An 18497-nucleotide genomic window follows, 5' to 3' on the forward strand; every position below is an offset into this window, starting at 1 on the left:
GACAGCGTCGTCCACCCGCTTGGCCGATGTCGTCGCGGCCATGCTGGCCCGAGTGCCGATGTACAGCTAGCCGGCGAGGTAGATCGGGTTCGAATAGAACCACAGATCCTGCCACGGATCCTCCCCGGGGACATCCGCCTCGGGTTCTCCGGCGTGGGTATTGGTGCCGCGTAGGCGCAGATAGCCGGTGCCGGGGGCGGGCAAGCGGTGGCGAATGACCCGCATATCGCCCTCGACGGTCCAGTCGGCGGCCGTAAAGCGGCGTACCACGCGCGTTGTCGGATTCTGGTCGCTCCGCTCGCGTGTGCGACCGCCGACGATCAGGTCAACATGATCGACCATGGGCGTTGCACCGGCCGGATTGGGCCGCTGTGCCGGGCGAAAGCGGATCGTGACCAGTAGCTCTGCCCCCTTGCGCACGACAATGCGGTCGCCCATCGCTCCGCCTCGCTGCGGCGCACGCGTCGGTACGGCGCTGAACTCCAGCCCCTCGATCAGCCCGCCGGTCGCGGCAAAGACCCGCCCTGCGCGCAGCCCGGCGAGAAGGTCGGCAGGGGTGGGGCCGGCATGGACCCAGGTCTTGGAATATTCGCCCGGCCAGAAGTCGGCGCCACCCGCGCTCCAATGCCCATGCGAATCCGACGTCGCGGTGATCGTCCAGCGTATGCCCTGGCCAAGCAGGGCGTCCCAGCCTCCGCCCAGCACCGCGACCATCTGGTCGAAGCCGCCCAGCGTCGGATAACCGCCATAGAGGCCGCGGCTGCCATGCGCGGCATCGCGCCCGGTGCGCGGCATCGCGGCCTGATGCCCCGGTGCGCCTTCCATGCCGATCGCGACCTGCGGTGCGGTGCGGTACCAGTTGCGATATTCGGACGGGGCATGCAGGCCCCAGCGCCCGCGTCCGGTGGCGGTACGCGCGGGATGATTGGCGATCAGCACGGGCGGCGCAGGCAGACGCGCCATGTAGCGCAACGCTGCAATCATATGTGGCTTGGTGTTTCGCACGGGGTCGACGGGCCAGACCTCGCGCTTGCCGAAGCGGGCCTCGATCGCGCGCAGCATGTCGCGCTCGCGCGGATCGTGCGGCAGGATCAGCGTGGCGTGCTCGCCGCCCGGAACGTCGAACTCCCAGCCATAGAACAGCGTGAGTTGTGGCATTGCCTGGCGCACGGCTACCAGATCGGGCCAGGCGCGGGCGTGATTGAGCGCGGCATGAACCGGGCCGCCATGATCGGTAATGACCATCCAATCGAGGCCGAAGCGCCGTGCCATCTGGGCGTTCTGCAGGATGGTGTGGGCCGAATCGCCGCCGATTTCGGGCTGCGGGACGCGGTCGGGATGCGCCGGGTCGGGCCGATAGCGCGCGCTGTAGATGCTGTGAACATGATGGTCGCCGGCGCGCCAGCGGCGCTCGGCGCTCGGCTGGGCGGCCGCCGGAACCAGCAGGCCGCTGACCAGCAGCATGGCGGCAAACGATCTGCGGTTCATGCGGCGCTCCGGGGGGAGAATGAACATTGTGCACAGGCGGACGTCGCAGCATGCTGCGACGTCCGCCCGGCACCGGTGGGTGCGATCAGAATTTCGCGCGCACGCCGAAGTTCACGGTGCGCCCGAAGGTGTGGATTTCACTGAACTCGCTGCGCGTTCCGGCGAACGACACCTGACGCTGGTCGAGCAGGTTGACCGCCTGGCCGAACAGTTCGATGCCCGGCTTGACCCGATAGCTGATGCCAAGATCGACGATGCCGAAGCCCTTCTGGTAATAGGCCACGACATCCTCCGGCGTCGGCAGCGACGTCACCAGTGCGCCGGCGTCGGTGATATAGTCGCTGCGATAGGTGTAGCTGACATTGAATTCGAACGGCCCGCGCTCGAAAAACGGGGTGATCGAGTAGCTGACGTCCGACACGCCCTGGATCCCCGCAGTCTGCAGGCCGACCCCGGTGCGGTCGAGCTCGAGCTTGGTCGTCGCAAAGGTCGCGGTGGCCGTGACGCCGAGGCCGAAGCTCAGCTTGTTGGTATAGCCGAACTCGACGCCCGAAATCTTGGCGGTGCCGACATTGGTCGGGGTCGCGACGAGGATGTCGACCGGCAGTGTCGATCCGTCGCGGACCGCAAAGGCCAGGGTGCGGGTTTCGAAGTCCGACGCGACATAATCGTCGATGTTCTTGTGGAATGCCGCCACCGTAAACGCGCCGAAGTTGTCGAAATACCATTCGAACGAGGCGTCGAAGTTCCACGCCGTATACGGGCGCAGATTGGGATTGCCGGCGCTCGCCTGCAGATTGAGGGTCGGATCGGCCAGCGCAGCGGCGCCAAGATTGTAAATGCTGGTGACCGTCACGCTGTTGGTGTTGATCGAGTTGCGCAGCTCCGACAGCGACGGTCGCGTCATCGTCTTCGCCACCGCGAGACGCAGCTGGACATTGTCGGTGAATTTAAGGGTCGCGTTGGCGCTGGGCAGCCATTCGACATAGCGTGCGCGCGTGGTCGTCGGCGTCACCGCCGTGGTCACGCCGCCCGATCCGTTGGATACGGGCGATACCGTCGTGCCGCGCACATCGGTGCGCGTTTCGACATAGCGCAGGCCCAGATTGCCGGTCACCGGCACACCGCCCATGGTCGCTTCGAAATCGAGCCGGCCATAGCCGGCAAGGATTTCCTCCCCGATCCGGTACGAATTCTGGAGATCGGCGGCGGTCGGCGCGAGGTCATAGGCGCTCGGGTTCACACCGTCGAACTCGGTGCCGAGCGTGTAGTTCTGGTTGAACAGCCCCCAATCGACATTGGCCCAGGCCTGGCCGCGCGCGATCGACTGGTCGAACGCATTGGCCGGAACCGGATAGCGCAGAAACGCTTCGGTCCGCGTCGCCCCGCTGCGCAGCGTGGCGTTGTTGCGGTCGCGGCGCTGATAGTCGCGATAGCGGTCCGAATATTGGCCGCCGAAACGCAGACCGGTGAAGGTCAGCCCGCCAAGGCCGAGGTCGAGGTCCCGGGCGATGTTGAGCACCGCCGTCTTGTCCTCATCCTTCGAATTGATCGGGCGGACGGCGAAACTCTCGAAGTTCATGACCCCGGTGGTGAGGTCGAGATCGGTGAACAACGCATTGACCCGTCCGTCGTTCAGCACATCGTTGCTGAAGTCGAAGGTCAGGTTGCCGCCAGCGCCACTGGCCGTGCGATACTGGACCCGCTGGATCGGCGTATCGAGATCGCTGGTCGCGCGCGCAAAGCTCAGCCGCGGTTCGATTCGCCAGCCGCCAAGGTCGAGCGCGAACGACGCGTTGAGCTGCAGGTTCCGGTGCGACTGGTCGAGATATTCGGCATAGTTGCGGATGCGCGCGCCGCGGATCGTGCCCGCCAGCAACCGGCCGTCGCGGACCACGGCCGTGGTCGGGTCGAGCCGGGCGATCTGGCTGGGGATGTAATAGGTCAGGCGGCGTTCGATCGTTTCGTTGTTGAACTGCGAGAACAGCCCGTCGAACTTGAACTCGACGCCATCGGCCGGGCGCCACTGCAGGCCGGCGACCGCGCTGATCCGCTCACGATTTTCCAGCTCGAGATAGGGCTGCGCATCGCCCGGCGCGCGGATGGTGCCGAAGCCGGGGACGGCGGTGTCCTGCCAACCGAGCCGCAGGCGATCGAACTGCACGTCGCGTTGCGTGTAGGACAAGCCGGCGAGGACGCCGAAGGTGCGGTCGGCGTTGCGCCAGCCGGCGGCGATCGAGCCGTTGGGCTGCAGCGCATCGGTGCGTTCTTCATAGCCGGCATAGGCGCTGGCAGCGATGAAGCTGTCGCGGTCGAGCGGGCGGATCAGGCGGATGTCGACGCTCGATCCCACGCCGCCTTCGACCAGATCGGCGGTCGGCGATTTGGTCACCACTACCGAATCGATCAGCGCGGCGGGCAGCACCTGAAGCCGGAACTGTCGGCCCGACTGACCGGAGTTGCGGATATTCTCGTTATACGCGAGCGGCATGCCATCGAAGGTGACCGCCTGGAAATTGGGGCCGAGGCCGCGCACGCTGATGAACTGACCCTCGCCTGCTTCGCGCACGATCGTCACACCCGGCACGCGCTGCAGCGCTTCGGCGATGTTGTTGGCGGGCAGTTTGCCGATATCGGCGGCGACAACCGCGTCAGAGATCGAATCCGCCCGGCGCTTGACCTCGAGCGAGCGCTCGACACCGTCGGAAAAATTCGCCGTCACGACGACTTCCTCGACCTCTTCCGTGCTTTGCGTCGCGCTCGACGGGGTCTGGCGCGCGGCCGGCGCGGCGGCGCGGACGATCAGCGCGCCCGACCCGTCGCGCACGACCGTCAATGTCGTGCCGGCGATCAGGCGGCGCACCGCAGTTTCGGCATCGAATTCACCCGACAGCGCCGGGGCACGCAGCTGCGCCACGGCGGCGCGGGTGAACAGGATGTCGCTGCCGCTCTGCCGGGCGAGCTGTTCCAGCGCCCGGTCCATCGGCTGTTCGGCGATCGTCACGCGCACACGCGGCGCATTGGCCTGCGCCGCAGCGTGGGTCGCGATGGCAAGCGTGGACAGTGTGAGCGCGAGCGCGGCCGATCGGCACAGCTGCCGCTTCAAACTGGTCATGACGTCAATTCCCCCGGTTTCGCGCTCCCTGCGAGCGCCCGGTCCCTTGACGATCCAGGACCCGGTTACCTCACCCGGTCAGGACAGATTTTTTTCCGGCTGGGCGACGATGCGGATCGCATCGCCATTCGCCTCGACCCGTATCGGCAGCAGCAGCGCGACCGATCGGGCGAAAGCCTCCGGGTCGCCCACGCGATAGACGCCGCTCAGCCGCATCGCCGCCGCGCGCGGATCGGCAATGACGAGCGCGCGGCGCGAATAGCGGTTCATCTCGGCCGCCGCCTCGGCCAGCGTTTCGTCGTGAAAGGCAAGGCGCCCGCTCTGCCAGGCGGTCAGTTCGTCGAGTTCGGGCCGGTCGACCCGCGCCGCCTGTCCGGTAGTGACGGCGAGCCGCGAGCCTGATGCCAGCGTCACCGGCGCGGCGCCTGCCGGCCCCGCGTCGATCTGCGCCACGCCGCGGAGCGCGGTGAGCGCAATTGCCCCCTGGTCGCGGCGCAGGTCGAGCCGGCCCGAGCGCACCGTCGCGCTGCGCAGGCCAAGGTCGATCCGGAACGGGCGACGGTCCGTGGCAATGTCGAGATCGACGCGCCCCTGCGCCAGCGTCAGGACGCGCAGCGTGTCGCGCGCGCGAAACCGGATCTGCGTATCGGTGTCGAGCATCACCCGGCTGCCATCGTCGAGCACCAGCCGCCGCTGTTCGCCGATTTCGGTCCGGATCACGCCGGCATAGGCCTCGCGCCAGCCCAGCGTCGCGCCGCCTGCCACGATCAATGCGCTGCCGCCCGCCAGCACCATCCGGCGCGACAGCTGCGGCCCGGTTGGCAGTGGCTGCGGCCGTGCCGCATCGCGCAGCCCCGGCAGCGTGTCCCACAGCGCCGAGGCGCGTTCGAACGCGTCGCGATGCGACGGATCGGCGCCGAGCCATGCGCGAAAGGCGGCATCGTCATCGGGGGTCCGGTCGTCGGCATGGAGCCGTGCCAGCCACTCTCCCGCTTGCCGGTTGGCTCCGTCCGGCACGCTGCGGAAGATCACGTCACCAATGCTCCATCCATTCGGCCAGTTCGGCCATCGCGCGGGCGATATGCTTCTCGACGGCGCTCTGGCTGATCCCGAGATCCAGCGCGATCTCGCGATATTTACGCCCCTCGAGTCGGTGCATCAAGAGAATCTCGCGCGTCCGCGGATTGAGCCGCGCGACCCCCAGGCGCAGGCGCTCAAGCCGATGGCGGGCAATGACCAGCTCGTCCTGCAGTGGCCCGTCGTCCGCGATTCCGTCTGCGGGAGCGGCGCGGTCGCTGACCAGCATTCGTCCGATCCGCTGCTCGCGCCGATAGGCATCGATCCCGCGATTGGCAGCGCAGCGGGCGAGCAGCGCGGCCGGGTTCTGCGCAACGGGCGTGTGTTCGGCGACGGCAATCCAGGCGTCGTGCAGCAGGTCCTCGGCATCGTCGCGGCGGGTCATGCGCGCGACGCGGGCGCGCAGCCGGCCCCAGCCGGTGCCGCGCATGATCTCACTGGCGAACTGGCTGACCCCCATGCGGGGCCAGCTAGAAAGCGTGCGATACGCTTTGATGACAGGTCGGCGTCACATCGATGACTCGATGGCGCCGGCGCCGCAGCCCCCGATCAGTCGGTGGCGACCCCGGCATAGCTCCACTCGAGCGTCGTTCCGGCGTGATAGGGAACCACGTCATGACCGCCCAGATCGTACAGCGTCGGCACTTCGGCGCGTGTCCGGGTCAGCGCGATCCGGGTGTCGTTGAGCGGCAGGCCATAGAAGCGCGGGCCATGTTCGGAGGCAAAGCCTTCCAGCCGGTCCAGCGCCTGTTCCTCGTCGAACACCGCCGCATAGCTTTCGATCGCGACCGGCGCGTTGAAGATCCCGGCGCAGCCACAGGACGCTTCCTTGGCGCCAACCGCATGCGGCGCCGAATCGGTGCCAAGGAAGAATTTCGGCGATCCGGAGGTCGCGGCGCGGCGCAGCGCCAGCCGGTGCTGCTCGCGCTTGACGATCGGCAGGCAGTAGAGATGCGGGCGGATCCCGCCGGCAAACATGGCGTTGCGGTTGATCTGCAGGTGGTGCGGCGTGATCGTCGCGCCGACATGGGCCGGGGCGTCCTCGACAAAGGCGACCGCGTCGGCGGTGGTGATATGTTCGAACACCAGCTTGAGCGCGGGGAAATCGCGCAGCGTCGGGCGCAGCACCCGTTCGATGAACACCGCTTCACGGTCAAAGATGTCGACGTCATGGTCGGTCACCTCGCCATGGACGAGCAGCGGCATGCCGATCCGCTCCATCCGCTCGAGCACCGGATAGATTGCCCGGATGTCGGTGACGCCGTGCGCGGAATTGGTGGTCGCGTGCGCGGGATAGAGCTTGCACGCCGTGACGATGCCCTGCGCGAACCCCGCGGCGATGTCGTCCGGATCCGAGCCGTCGGTCAGATAGATCGTCATCAGCGGCGTGAACGCCGTTCCCGGGGCGAGCGTGGCGAGAATGCGGTCGCGATAGGCCTGTGCCGCCGCGCTGGTGGTGACCGGGGGCGACAGGTTGGGCATCACGATCGCGCGCGCGAACTGGCTGGCGGTCCATGCGGTCGCGGCGGCCAGCATCGCGCCGTCGCGCAGATGGACGTGCCAGTCGTCGGGACGCCGGATGACAATGCGGTCCAGGCGGGAATGGTCGGGTGCGTCGGGCATGCCGTGCTGATGCCCGATGGCGGCTGGCAAGGGAAGCCCCGCGCTGCGCTGCGCAACCCTGAGTTGCCGGCTCGGCGCCTTGACGCCGGTTGCGCGCGCACCCTATCCGCCGCGTGCCGGGGGGCGAGGTTCGATGAAAGTTACGCGGTACCAGATCATTCCGGCGATCCTGCTGACGCTGGGCGCGGCCGCGGGCGGCTATTGGGCGCTGACCCCGCGCGAGCGTAGCGTTGCAACGCTCATGATCGAGCCGGCACCGGCGAGCCGCGTCCTTGCGGTCAATGGCCGCATCCGGCCGCGCTTGCAGGTCGATATCCGGCCCGCGCTCGGCGGCACGCTGATCGATCTGCCGTTCGATGTCGGTGACCGGGTCGGCGCCGGGGCAATGATCGCGCGGATCGACGATGGCCCGGAACGCGCGGCGATCCAGGAGGCCGAAGCCGCCGTCGGTGCGCAGCAGGCCGCGCTCGCGCAGGCGCGGCGCGATCTGGCACGGTTCGAGGCGCTCGGCCAGTTCGCGACCCGGCGCGAGGTCGAACAGCGCCGGCTGGCGGTGGAGGAGGGCGCGCGGGAGCTCAGCCGCCGGCGCGCAACGGTGGTGCAAGTGCGCGAACAGCGCGATCGCCGCACGCTGCGGGCGCCCTTTGCCGGGATCATCCTCGAACGCCCGGTCGATCCCGGTCAGACCGTTGGCCTCGACACGATCATCTATCGGCTGGCCGATCTGGCGCAGCCCGAAGTGACCGTCGAGGTCGATGAACTCTACGCCGCCGAAGTGCGGCCGGGCATGGCAGCGCAGGTCAGCCTGCCCGGCCAGTCGCGTCCGCGCAGTGCGCGCGTCGTGCATGTCGAACCGCGCGTCGATCCGGCCACCGGTGCGCGCGATGTCCGGCTGCAGCTCGTCGAGCCCCTGGACGATGTGCCGGCGGGACTGACCGTATCGGTCAATCTGCTGATCGAGCGGCGGGACCGCGCGCTCAGCGTGCCGCGCAGCGCGCTGATCCCGGCGGCGGATGGCGCACGGGTGCGGGTGGTGGGTGCCGACGGCCTGGTCGCCGAACGCGCAATCGCCTTTGTCGACTGGCCGGCGGAGTCGGTGATCGTGACGCGCGGGCTGCGGCTGGGTGATCGCGTGCTGGCCGACCCGGACTCGGCCAGCCCCGGTGAGGCGGTTCGGGCAACGCCGTGACATGAGCCCCTATGCCGTCAAGCTCGCGACCCGGCACCTGCTGGCCCATCCGGGACAGACGCTGTTGCTGATGGCCGGGGTTGCGGTCGGGGTCAGCGTGTTCATCTTCATGAGCGCGCTGATCGGCGGGCTGGCCACGCTGTTGACCCAGCGGACCGTCGGCAGCATCCCGCACATCGTGCTGGAGCGGCCCGATCGCGACCCGGCGATCCTGCCGCAGCCGGGGAATACGCAGGTGGTCGTGCAAAAGGATCTGAGCCGGCGCGAACAGATTGCGATCTGGCAACCGGCACTCCCGATCATTGCGCAAACCGCCGGGGTCACTGCCGTTTCGCCGCAGATCCGGGGTTCGGCCTTTGTCGAACGGGGACAGGCGGTCGCGCCGGTCGGGGTGATCGGGGTCATGCCCGGCAAGCTTTCGGCAATTGCGGATATCGAGGGCGCGATCGTTGACGGCGGCGCCGCGCTGGCCGCTGACGGTATCCTGATCGGCAGCCGGCTGGCGCGCGATCTCGGCTTGCGCGTGGGACAGGTGGTGCGGCTGAGCTCCGACCGTGGCCGCGCGCGCAGCTTTCGCATTGCCGGGATCTTCACCCTGGGCGTCGCCAGCGCCGACCGGCAGGCAGTCTATATGAATTTCGCCACCGCGCGCGCGCTGTTCGATCTGCCCACCGGGATCTCGCGGATCGAGATCAAGGTCGCACCCGCAACCGACGCACCGCGCGTCGCGGCGGCGCTGCGGCGCGCGACGGCGCTCAAGGCGACGGCGTGGACCGAGGACAACAGCCAGTTGTTCGAAGGACTCGACGCCCAGGCGCGGACCGGAACGATCATCAAGGCGTTCGCACTGATCACCATCATCGTCGGGATTGCCAGCGCGATGCTGTTGTCGATTGTCCGGCGTCAGGCAGAGATCGGCATCATGCGGGCGATGGGCGCAAGCAAGCGCCTGGTGATCGCGATCTTCGTGCTCGAAGGGACGTTGATCGGACTGGTCGGCGCGCTCGCCGGTGCGCTGCTGGCCTGGGCCGCGCTGCTGCCGTTGCCGCCGGTGGGCGAGGTGCGCGGCGGCGGCTTGCCGATCGATCGCGCGCAGGGCGATTTCCTGCTGGCGATCCTGCTGACCACGCTTGCCGCGATGGTCGCGTCGATCCTGCCGGCGCGCAACGCGGCGCGGATCGATCCGGTCGAGGCGATCGGCCAATGACCAGTGCCCCGGTCTTTGCGGTTACCGACCTGACCAAGAGCTTCGGCGAGGGCGAGGCGGCAACGCTCGTGCTCAAGGGCATCGACCTGGCGATGAAGCGGGGCGAGGTTGCGGCGCTGCTCGGCCCGTCGGGCTCGGGCAAGAGCACGTTGCTGACGATCCTCGGTACGCTGATGCGCGCCAGTGGCGGCACGCACATGATGCTCGGCGCCGACCTGATGCATGCGAGCGATGCCGAGCGCACCGCCTTTCGCAGCCGGCATCTGGGGTTCGTGTTCCAGTTCCATCATCTGCTGCCCGATCTCTCCGCCCTCGAAAATGTGATGATGCCGGCCGCTGCCGCGGCGGGCCGGGAGACGCGCGCGATGCGCAGCCGCGCCACCGAATTGCTCGACGCGGTCGGGCTTGCGCATCGTCGCGACTACCGGCCCGCCGCAATGTCGGGCGGCCAGCGGCAGCGGGTCGCTGTCGCGCGCGCGCTGATCAACAATCCGGCGCTGGTCCTGGCGGACGAACCGACCGGCAATCTCGACCGCCAGTCGGCCGAGCAGGTGATGGCGCTGCTTCGCGCCATCAACCAGAGCATGGGGACCAGCTTCCTGATCTCGACGCATGACGAGATGATCGCGGCGCAATGCCCGCGCCGCATCGAGCTGCTCGACGGGCGCATCCTGCGGTCCTGACCAGCGACGCGCGACCGCTGCCTGCCGCGGCGCCGCTCCCCGCCCCGATTTGCTAGGGGAATCTACGCACATACGCGCCGCTCCCTTCCGGGGCATGGGCCCGATGGGGTGCAATTCGACCTCCCCGGGGAACGACGGCTGCCATGCGGGCGGCCGGTAAGTGGAGCTGTGCATGGAAGACGACATCATCTGGCAGGGGGGTGCCTGGCTGTTGCTCGGGATTCTCGCCGTGTTCGTCGCGGCGGTGTCCGTCGATGGCGCCTTTGCGGTGCATATGGCGATCCTCGCCGCGGCCGCGATCGCGACTGCATTTCTGACGGTCAACCGCGTTGGCCTTACCGCGCCGGGATCGGCCGGGCTGGCTGACGGCCAATATTATGACGACGTCATCCGCTGGGGCGTGATCGCGACGGTCTTCTGGGGCGTTGTCGGTTTCCTGGTCGGGATCGTGATCGCCGCTCAGCTCGGCTATCCGCAGCTCAACCTGTCGTCCGAATTCACGACGTTCGGCCGGTTGCGCCCGCTGCATACCTCGGCGGTGATCTTTGCCTTTGGCGGCAACGCCCTGATCGCCACCAGCTTCTACGTGGTTCAGCGCACCTGTCGCGCGCGCCTGGCCATGCCGTGGCTCGCCCGGTTCGTATTCTGGGGGTATCAGCTGTTCATCGTCCTGGCGGCGACCGGCTATGTCCTCGGCGTCACCGCCGGCCGCGAATATGCCGAGCCGGAATGGTATGTCGACATCTGGCTGACGATCGTCTGGGTTTCCTATCTCGCGGTATTTGTCGGCACGATCCTGAAGCGGTCCGAACCGCACATCTACGTCGCCAACTGGTTCTATCTCGGCTTCATCATCACCGTGGCGATGCTGCACCTCGTCAACAACCTGACCATCCCGGTCAGCTGGGCGGGGTCCAAATCCTATTCGCTGTTCTCCGGCGTGCAGGACGCCCTGACGCAATGGTGGTATGGCCATAACGCGGTCGGCTTCTTCCTGACCGCGGGCTTCCTCGGCATGATGTACTATTTCGTGCCGAAACAGGCCGAGCGACCGATCTACAGCTATCGCCTGTCGATCATCCATTTCTGGTCGCTGATCTTCCTCTACATCTGGGCCGGTCCGCACCATCTTCACTATACCGCGCTGCCCGACTGGGCGCAGACGCTGGGCATGGTCTTTTCGATCATGCTGTGGATGCCGAGCTGGGGCGGGATGATCAACGGCCTGATGACGCTGAACGGCGCCTGGGACAAAATCCGCACCGACCCGATCATCCGCATGATGGTCTTCGCGCTCGCCTTCTACGGCATGAGCACCTTCGAAGGCCCGATGATGTCGATCAAGAGCGTCAACTCGCTCAGCCACTACACCAACTGGACCATCGGCCATGTCCACAGCGGTGCGCTGGGCTGGAACGGGATGATCACCTTCGCCGCCATCTATTACATGGCGCCGCGTCTGTGGGGGCGGCAGCGGCTCTACTCGCTGCGGATGGTCAACTGGCACTTCTGGTGCGCGACGCTGGGCATCGTGCTCTACGCGGCCTCGATGTGGGTCGCCGGCATCACCCAGGGGCTGATGTGGCGCGAATATGGGGACGATGGCTACCTCGTCTACTCCTTCGCCGAGGTCGTCGCTGCGATGCATCCCTATTACGTGATCCGCCTCGCGGGCGGCGGCCTCTACTTCCTCGGCGCGCTGTTCATGGTGTGGAACATCTGGATGACGATCGCCGGGAAGCAGCGCGACGAAGCGCCGCTCAGCGACGCGCCGTTCGACCCCGCGCGTGACCATCCGCTCCCCGCACAGCGCGGCCGTGCGGCCGCCGTGCCCGCCGAATAAGGAAACCGACCGATGGCAAGCCTTGTCCAAGGCCACAAGAAGATCGAGCGCAACGTGACGCTGCTTGGCGCACTGGCGCTGGTGGTGGTCGCGATCGGCGGGATCGTCGAGATCGCGCCGCTGTTCTGGATCCAGTCGACCGTGACCAAGGTCGACGGGGTCCGCCCCTACACCCCGCTCGAGCTGGCGGGCCGCAACATCTATATCCGCGAAGGCTGCTACAATTGTCACAGCCAGATGGTGCGTCCGTTCCGCGACGAGACCGAACGCTATGGCCATTACAGCCTCGCTGCCGAGAGCATGTACGACCACCCGTTCCAATGGGGCTCGTCGCGCACCGGTCCCGACCTGGCGCGGGTCGGCAACCGCTATTCCGACGAATGGCATGTCCAGCATCTCAAGGATCCGCGCGCGGTGGTGCCGGAATCGATCATGCCGCCCTATGCCTTTCTGGCGGAGCGGGCGCTGAAGCCGGGCGACATGGCGGCCCATCTCAACGCGCTGCGCATCACCGGCGTCCCCTATACCGAGGCGGACATCGCCAAGGCGCAGGAGGATCTGGCAACCCAGGCGGGGCAGGGCGGCGATCCGGCCGAGCTCGCCACGCGCTACCCCAAGGCCCAGTCGCGCGACTTTGACGGCAAGCCGGGCGAAGTGACCGAGATGGACGCGATCGTCGCCTATCTGCAGATGCTCGGCACCCAGGTCGATTTCCGCGCTGCCGCAGCACGGGAGCAGGCGAAATGAGCTACGACGCCCTGCGCCATTTCGCCGACAGCTGGGGCCTGCTGGCGATGACCATTTTGTTCCTGGGGCTGACCGGCTGGACCTTCCTGCCCTCCGCCCGTCGTAACGGCGCGCGCGCCGCGACCAGCATCTTTGAAGACGAGGATCCAATCGATGGCTGACGACAAGCGCATCGACGCAAAGACCGGCACGCAGTTTGTCGGACATGAATGGGACGGGATCGAGGAACTCGATACGCCGATGCCGCGCTGGTGGCTGTGGACCTTCTACGCCACCGTCCTGTTCGCGATCGCCTATTGCATCGCCTATCCCGCCTGGCCGATGATCAGCGGGGCGACGCGCGGCATGCTCGGCTGGACCAGCCACGGCCAGCTCGAGCAGGAGCTTGCCGCCGAACGTGCCCGGCGCGCGCCGGTGATCGAGGCGCTCAACGCGACGCCGATCGAACGCCTGCCCGACAATCCCAAATTGTTCGCGGCTGCGGTCGAGGGCGGGCGGTCGGCGTTCAAGGTCTATTGCGCCGCCTGCCATGGCGCTGGCGCGGCGGGCAGCAAGGGTTACCCCAACCTCAACGACGATGACTGGCTGTGGGGCGGTGACCTCGCGGCGATCCAGAAGACGCTGGAACATGGCATCCGCCAGCCGGGCGATGCGGCGACGCATCAGTCGATGATGCCCGCCTTTGGCCGCGACGGTATCCTGACCGACGCGGAAATCGCCGATGTCGTTGCCTATGTCCGCGTGCTGTCGCGGCAGCAGCCGCTCGATGCGGCGGCGCGGCGCGGGCAGGCCAGCTACGCCACCAACTGCGTCGCCTGCCACGGCGCCGATGGCAAGGGGAGCCGCGCGCTCGGCGCGCCCATTCTGACCGACCCGATCTGGCTCTATGGCGGCGATGTCGCATCGCTGACCGAAACGATCGGTAAGGCGCGCGCCGGCATGATGCCCGCCTGGTCCAATCAGCTGGATCCGGCGACGATCAAGATGCTTACCGCCTATGTCCACGCGCTGGGCGGCGGTGAAGCGACGCCGACGCCGGCGCCCGCCGCAACCCCCGTCGCGACCGCCGCGGCCGGCGGCAAGTGAGGCAGCGATGAACGCTCCCCTCGGCCTTGGTCCCGGCTCGCGCCTGTTCGAAGCGCGGCGCAAGGTGTTGCCGAAAGCGGTCGAGGGGCCGTTCCGCCGCTTCAAATGGCTGGTCATGGCCGCAACCCTGCTGGTCTATTACGTGACCCCGTGGCTGCGCTGGGACCGGGGCCCCTATGCCCCGGACCAGGCGGTGCTGGTCGATCTGGCCAATCGCCGCTTCTATTTCTTCTCGATCGAGATCTGGCCGCACGAATTCTATTATGTCGCCGGCCTGCTCGTCATGGCGGCGATCGGCCTGTTCCTCGTCACCTCGGCGGTGGGCCGGGCATGGTGCGGCTATGCCTGTCCGCAGACGGTGTGGACCGATCTGTTCCAGCATGTCGAGCGGATGATCGACGGCGATCGCAATGCCCAGATCCGGCTCGCCGCTGCGCCGATGAGCGTGGCCAAGGCCGGGCGCCGCGTTGCCAAACATGGCGCCTGGCTGCTGATCGGCGCGCTGACCGGCGGCGCGTGGATCTTCTACTTTGCCGATGCGCCGACGCTGGCGCGCAACCTGTTCACTGGCGACGCGCCGTGGATCGCCTATTCGACCATCTTCACGCTGACCGCCACGACTTACGTCCTGGGCGGGCTGTTGCGCGAACAGGTATGCCAGTTCATGTGCCCCTGGCCGCGCATCCAGGCGGCGATGATGGACGAGCGTTCGCTGACCATCACCTACAAATTCTGGCGCGGGGAGCCGCGTACCCATGGCGTCAAGCGCGCCAAGGATGCACCGGCACTGCCGACCGGCGACTGTATCGACTGCGATGCCTGTGTCGCGGTGTGCCCGACCGGGATCGACATCCGCCAGGGACCGCAGATCGGGTGCATCACCTGCGGCCTGTGCATCGATGCGTGCGATTCGGTCATGACCAAGCTCGGTCGCGCGCCCAAGCTGATCGCCTATACCACCGAACTCGACGCCCAGGCCGAGCAGCGCGGCGACGCGTCGGTCCCGGCGCTGCGCCGGCTGCTGCGCGCCCGCACACTCGTCTATTTCGCCGCATGGTGCGCGATCGGCCTGTTCATGCTCGCGACGCTCGACGGGCGCAGCCGGCTCGACGTCAGCGTGCTCCAGACACGCAATCCGCTCTGGGTACGCCTGTCCGACGGGTCGATCCGCAACGGTTATCAGATCAAGATCCGCAATCTCGAGGCGCGACCGCGGACTGTCGAACTGTCGATCGACGGGGTCGGCGTCCTGTGGCGCGAGGAAGGCGATCGCACGAGCGCAACGCGCAGCGTGCGCCTGACGCTCGAGGCGGACAAGGTGGCCAAGACCCGCTTCTTCATCGCCGCGCCCGCAGCCGGGCCGCAACGGCAGGACGTGCGCTTCACCGTTCGCGCGCTCGACCCCGCCGGTGAGACGGCAGTGGCCGCAAGCCATTTCGAACGCCCGGAGGCCCAGCCATGACCCGCACCTTCACCGGACGCCACATGGCACTGATCATGGTCGCCTTTTTCGGCGTGATCATCGCGGTCAACCTGTTCATGGCATCGAATGCCGTCCGCACCTTTGGCGGGGTCGTGGTGCAGAACAGCTATGTCGCCAGCCAGCGGTTCAACGGCTGGCTCGACGCGGCGCGCGCGCAGGACAAGCTGGGCTGGGTCGCGCGCGCGACGGTGCAGGGCGACCGGCTGGTCGTTACGCTCGCCGGTCCGGATGGCGCGATTGACGGCGCATTGGTGGCGATCGATGCCGAGCATCCGCTGGGCCGGATGCCCGGGCGCGCCTTTGCGCTGAACCCGGTCGGCGCAGGGCGCTATGTCGCGCCGCATGCGCTTCCCGCCGGGCGCTGGCGGCTGCGCATCCAGGCGGAGCGTGACGGCGTCGATGCCCGGTTCCTGCAGGAAATCCGCCTGTGAATGCCGTAACCGCGCCGATCGGCGGGCGCGCGGCCTTGTCCGCCACCGATCTGGTGGTGGAGGGCGTCAGCTGTGCCAGCTGCATCGCCAAGATCGAGCATGGCCTTGCCGCCGTGCCGGGAATCGCCGCGGCGCGGCTCAACTTCACCACGCGCCGCCTGCACGTCGCGCATGACGCGACGCTGGACGAGGCGGGGGTGATCGCCGCGGTGCGCCGCATCGGGTTCGAGGCCCATGCACTCGCCGAGCAGGAGGCCGGGCCGAACGAAAGCCGGCGCCTTGCCCGCGCGCTCGCGGTCGCCGGCTTTGCCGCGATGAACGTGATGCTGCTGTCGGTTTCGGTCTGGTCGGGCGCGGACGGGGCTACCCGGACGCTGTTCCACTGGCTGTCGGCGCTGATCGCGTTGCCCGCCGTCGCCTATGCCGGGCGCCCGTTCTTCGACAGCGCGTGGCGCGCATTGCGTGCCGGTCGGACCAACATGGACGTGCCGATCAGCGTGGGAGTCGTGCTGACCTGCGCGGTCAGCCTGTACGAAACCGCGATCGACGGCGCCCATGCCTATTTCGACGGGGCGGTCATGCTGCTGGCATTCCTGCTGGCCGGCCGGCTGCTCGACAGCCTGATGCGGGAGCGCGCGCGCGATTCGGTGGCGTCACTGCTGCATCGCCTGCCCGCCACCGTCCGGGTCCTCGATGACGACGGGACGCTGCGCGATCTGCCGGTGGCGCTGGTTGCGCCGGGGATGCGCGTGCTGGTGCCGGCCGGCGACCGGATCGGCGTCGACGGGGTGGTCGAACATGGCAGCAGCGATATCGATCGCAGCATCGTGACGGGCGAAAGCGTGCCCGAGCCGGTCGATGCCGGCGGGGCCGTCCTGGCGGGGACGTTCAACCTGACCTCGCCGATTACCGTGCGGGTCACCGCCGCTGCGTCCGACACGGTCATCGCCGACATTGCACGGCTGATGGACGCGGCGGGGCAGCACAAGTCGCTCTATGTCCGCATCGCCGACCGGGCGGCGCGGCTCTATACCCCGGCGGTCCATTTGCTGGCGGCGCTGAGCTTTGCCGGGTGGATCATCGTCGGCGCCGGATGGCATGACGCGCTGCTGATCGCGGTGGCGGTGCTGATCATCACCTGCCCCTGCGCGCTCGGACTGGCGGTGCCGGTGGCGCAGGTGGTGGCATCGGGCGCGCTGATGCGGCGCGGGATTCTGGTGCGGGACGGCGCGGCGCTGGAGAAGCTGGCCGGGGTGGACACCGTCCTGCTCGACAAGACCGGGACGGTGACGCTGGGCGAACTGGTGCCGGTGGACGGTTTGCCGGTCGATGCCGGGCAGCGCCGAATCCTGCTGACCCTCGCGCTCGCGACCCGGCATCCGCACGCGCGCGCAATCGCGCAGCAGCTGGAACAGGACGGCGTGGTGCCGGTCATTGCCCAGGAATGGCGCGAGCAGGTCGGCTGCGGCGTCGAGCTGATCGCCGATGGCGTTCGTGCCCGGCTGGGCCGGCAGGACTGGGCCTGCCCCGATGCGGCAGTGGCTGGCGATGCCGACGCGGTGTCGACATGCTTCGCGATCGATTCCGGTCCCTGCTACCGGATCCTGTTTGCTGATGCGTTGCGGCCCGATGCAGTCGAAGCGGTCGCGCGGCTCGGGCGGCTTGCGGCGAAGGTCGAGTTCGTGTCCGGCGACTCGCCGCACGTGGTCGGGCCGCTGGCCGCGACACTGGGTATCGCCGCACGGGCGCGCATGTCTCCGGCGGACAAGCATGACGCGGTGCGCGCGCTCGAGCAGGCGGGGCATCATGTGCTGATGGTCGGCGACGGGGTGAATGATGGCCCGGCGCTCAAGAGCGCATCGGTCGGCATGGCACCCTCGGCGGCGAGCGATGTCGGACGCCAGGCGGCGGACGTCGTGTTCTTTGGCGAGCGGCTGATGCCGGTTCCCGTCGCGATCGTGGCGGCGCGGCGGACCATGCGCGTGGTGCGTCAGAATTTCGCGCTGGCGATCGGGTATAATATCATCGCCGTTCCGCTCGCGATCCTCGGCTATGTCACCCCGCTGGTCGCCGCGGTGGCGATGTCGGGATCGTCGGTCCTGGTGATCGCCAACGCCTTGCGGCTCAAGGGCGCGGCGCGATGAGCATTGTCGCCTTTTTGATCCCGATTGCGCTGCTGCTGGGCCTGGTCGGCCTCGGCGCCTTTTTCTGGGCATCGTCGAGCGGCCAGTTCGAGGATCTCGATGGCGCCGCGCTGCGCATCCTGATCGATGACGACCGTGCGGACGGGCCGAATGGCTAGGCCGGTCCCGCAGCTGTGCGCGCTTGCCGCAGCACTCGCGCTCGCGGTCCTGCCGGTGCGTGCGGCGATTGCCGGGGATGTGGTCTGGGTGCCGATGTGCGGCGGTGGCATGCAACCGATCCCGGTCAAGGGCGACCGCCGCGGCAGCGACTGTCCGGGTGCCTGCCATGCCGCCTGCTCGCGCACCTTGCGCGGCGACGACGCGGACGAGGGCGACTGACCC

17 protein-coding genes are annotated in these 18497 nt (G+C 68.1%); 12 read left to right on the forward strand and 5 right to left on the reverse strand.

All coding sequences use genetic code 11. The features are described from left to right. Positions 1-66 precede the first annotated feature (66 nt). From J2Y54_RS11065 to pyrC, 5 genes are all read right to left on the reverse strand, one after another. Positions 67-1488 (reverse strand): phosphoesterase, encoded by a 1422-nt coding sequence (locus J2Y54_RS11065; protein ID WP_310039582.1) that lies wholly within the window; start codon positions 1486-1488, stop codon positions 67-69. An 85-nt stretch (positions 1489-1573) separates the two neighbouring features. Then, a complete protein-coding gene (locus J2Y54_RS11070; protein ID WP_310039583.1) occupies positions 1574-4603 on the reverse strand; it encodes a TonB-dependent receptor in 3030 nt (1009 codons plus the stop codon). A gap of 78 nt (positions 4604-4681) precedes the next feature. Next, positions 4682-5635 (reverse strand): FecR domain-containing protein, encoded by a 954-nt coding sequence (locus tag J2Y54_RS11075; protein WP_310039584.1) that lies wholly within the window; start codon positions 5633-5635, stop codon positions 4682-4684. Between the two features lies 1 nt (position 5636). Continuing rightward, the gene (locus J2Y54_RS11080) at positions 5637-6140 is read right to left on the reverse strand and encodes an RNA polymerase sigma factor (RefSeq protein ID WP_310039585.1); all 504 of its coding nucleotides are present in this window, start codon (positions 6138-6140) and stop codon (positions 5637-5639) included. A gap of 89 nt (positions 6141-6229) precedes the next feature. Continuing rightward, positions 6230-7303 (reverse strand): dihydroorotase, encoded by a 1074-nt coding sequence (gene pyrC, locus J2Y54_RS11085; RefSeq protein WP_310039586.1) that lies wholly within the window; start codon positions 7301-7303, stop codon positions 6230-6232. Between the two features lie 133 nt (positions 7304-7436). Between pyrC and J2Y54_RS11090 the strand changes: the two genes are divergently transcribed. The 12 genes from J2Y54_RS11090 (at position 7437) to J2Y54_RS11145 (ending at position 18494) form a co-directional block, all read left to right on the forward strand. Further along, complete coding sequence (locus J2Y54_RS11090) at positions 7437-8492, forward strand: efflux RND transporter periplasmic adaptor subunit (protein ID WP_310039589.1); 1056 nt, start codon at positions 7437-7439, stop codon at positions 8490-8492. 1 nt (position 8493) lies between these two features. Beyond that, positions 8494-9699 (forward strand): ABC transporter permease, encoded by a 1206-nt coding sequence (locus J2Y54_RS11095; protein WP_310039590.1) that lies wholly within the window; start codon positions 8494-8496, stop codon positions 9697-9699. Further along, positions 9696-10382 carry an ABC transporter ATP-binding protein gene (locus J2Y54_RS11100; RefSeq protein ID WP_310039591.1) on the forward strand — a complete coding sequence of 229 codons (687 nt, stop codon included), beginning with the start codon at positions 9696-9698 and terminating at the stop codon, positions 10380-10382. Before J2Y54_RS11095 ends, J2Y54_RS11100 begins: the two co-directional genes overlap by 4 nt. Positions 10383-10554: 172 nt before the next feature. After that, the gene (ccoN, locus tag J2Y54_RS11105) at positions 10555-12225 is read left to right on the forward strand and encodes a cytochrome-c oxidase, cbb3-type subunit I (RefSeq protein WP_310039594.1); all 1671 of its coding nucleotides are present in this window, start codon (positions 10555-10557) and stop codon (positions 12223-12225) included. Between the two features lie 12 nt (positions 12226-12237). Next, entirely contained in the window at positions 12238-12972 is a 735-nt protein-coding gene (gene ccoO / locus J2Y54_RS11110; protein WP_310039595.1) for a cytochrome-c oxidase, cbb3-type subunit II, read from the forward strand. Continuing rightward, positions 12969-13133 carry a cbb3-type cytochrome c oxidase subunit 3 gene (locus J2Y54_RS11115; protein ID WP_310039597.1) on the forward strand — a complete coding sequence of 55 codons (165 nt, stop codon included), beginning with the start codon at positions 12969-12971 and terminating at the stop codon, positions 13131-13133. The genes ccoO and J2Y54_RS11115 overlap by 4 nt, the downstream gene beginning before the upstream one ends. After that, positions 13126-14058, forward strand: coding sequence for a cytochrome-c oxidase, cbb3-type subunit III (gene ccoP, locus J2Y54_RS11120; protein WP_310039598.1), 933 nt, complete (start codon positions 13126-13128; stop codon positions 14056-14058). The genes J2Y54_RS11115 and ccoP overlap by 8 nt, the downstream gene beginning before the upstream one ends. A 7-nt stretch (positions 14059-14065) precedes the next feature. Next, on the forward strand, positions 14066-15520 hold the full coding sequence (gene ccoG, locus J2Y54_RS11125; protein WP_310039600.1) for a cytochrome c oxidase accessory protein CcoG: 1455 nt from the start codon (positions 14066-14068) through the stop codon (positions 15518-15520). Then, the gene (locus J2Y54_RS11130) at positions 15517-15972 is read left to right on the forward strand and encodes a FixH family protein (RefSeq protein ID WP_310039601.1); all 456 of its coding nucleotides are present in this window, start codon (positions 15517-15519) and stop codon (positions 15970-15972) included. Before ccoG ends, J2Y54_RS11130 begins: the two co-directional genes overlap by 4 nt. After that, on the forward strand, positions 15969-18116 hold the full coding sequence (locus J2Y54_RS11135) for a heavy metal translocating P-type ATPase (RefSeq protein ID WP_310039602.1): 2148 nt from the start codon (positions 15969-15971) through the stop codon (positions 18114-18116). Before J2Y54_RS11130 ends, J2Y54_RS11135 begins: the two co-directional genes overlap by 4 nt. After that, positions 18113-18274: a cbb3-type cytochrome oxidase assembly protein CcoS gene (ccoS, locus tag J2Y54_RS11140; RefSeq protein WP_310039603.1), complete on the forward strand. Its 162-nt coding sequence runs from the start codon at positions 18113-18115 to the stop codon at positions 18272-18274. The genes J2Y54_RS11135 and ccoS overlap by 4 nt, the downstream gene beginning before the upstream one ends. Continuing rightward, entirely contained in the window at positions 18267-18494 is a 228-nt protein-coding gene (locus tag J2Y54_RS11145) for a hypothetical protein (protein WP_310039604.1), read from the forward strand. The genes ccoS and J2Y54_RS11145 overlap by 8 nt, the downstream gene beginning before the upstream one ends. Positions 18495-18497 lie beyond the last annotated feature (3 nt).

It is taken from the genome of Sphingomonas sp. BE123 (assembly GCF_031456015.1).
In the GTDB taxonomy this organism is placed as follows: domain Bacteria; phylum Pseudomonadota; class Alphaproteobacteria; order Sphingomonadales; family Sphingomonadaceae; genus Sphingomonas.

Bases quoted from the DNA above. Each gene is read 5' to 3' on its own strand.
- J2Y54_RS11065 (WP_310039582.1), bottom strand. From the start codon at position 1,488: ATGAACCGCAGATCGTTTGCCGCCATGCTGCTGGTCAGCGGCCTGCTG.
- J2Y54_RS11070 (WP_310039583.1), bottom strand. From the start codon at position 4,603: ATGACCAGTTTGAAGCGGCAGCTGTGCCGATCGGCCGCGCTCGCGCTC.
- J2Y54_RS11080 (WP_310039585.1), bottom strand. From the start codon at position 6,140: ATGGGGGTCAGCCAGTTCGCCAGTGAGATCATGCGCGGCACCGGCTGG.
- pyrC (WP_310039586.1), bottom strand. From the start codon at position 7,303: ATGCCCGACGCACCCGACCATTCCCGCCTGGACCGCATTGTCATCCGG.
- J2Y54_RS11090 (WP_310039589.1), top strand. From the start codon at position 7,437: ATGAAAGTTACGCGGTACCAGATCATTCCGGCGATCCTGCTGACGCTG.
- J2Y54_RS11095 (WP_310039590.1), top strand. From the start codon at position 8,494: ATGAGCCCCTATGCCGTCAAGCTCGCGACCCGGCACCTGCTGGCCCAT.
- J2Y54_RS11100 (WP_310039591.1), top strand. From the start codon at position 9,696: ATGACCAGTGCCCCGGTCTTTGCGGTTACCGACCTGACCAAGAGCTTC.
- ccoN (WP_310039594.1), top strand. From the start codon at position 10,555: ATGGAAGACGACATCATCTGGCAGGGGGGTGCCTGGCTGTTGCTCGGG.
- ccoO (WP_310039595.1), top strand. From the start codon at position 12,238: ATGGCAAGCCTTGTCCAAGGCCACAAGAAGATCGAGCGCAACGTGACG.
- J2Y54_RS11115 (WP_310039597.1), top strand. From the start codon at position 12,969: ATGAGCTACGACGCCCTGCGCCATTTCGCCGACAGCTGGGGCCTGCTG.
- ccoP (WP_310039598.1), top strand. From the start codon at position 13,126: ATGGCTGACGACAAGCGCATCGACGCAAAGACCGGCACGCAGTTTGTC.
- ccoG (WP_310039600.1), top strand. From the start codon at position 14,066: ATGAACGCTCCCCTCGGCCTTGGTCCCGGCTCGCGCCTGTTCGAAGCG.
- J2Y54_RS11130 (WP_310039601.1), top strand. From the start codon at position 15,517: ATGACCCGCACCTTCACCGGACGCCACATGGCACTGATCATGGTCGCC.
- ccoS (WP_310039603.1), top strand. From the start codon at position 18,113: ATGAGCATTGTCGCCTTTTTGATCCCGATTGCGCTGCTGCTGGGCCTG.
- J2Y54_RS11145 (WP_310039604.1), top strand. From the start codon at position 18,267: ATGGCTAGGCCGGTCCCGCAGCTGTGCGCGCTTGCCGCAGCACTCGCG.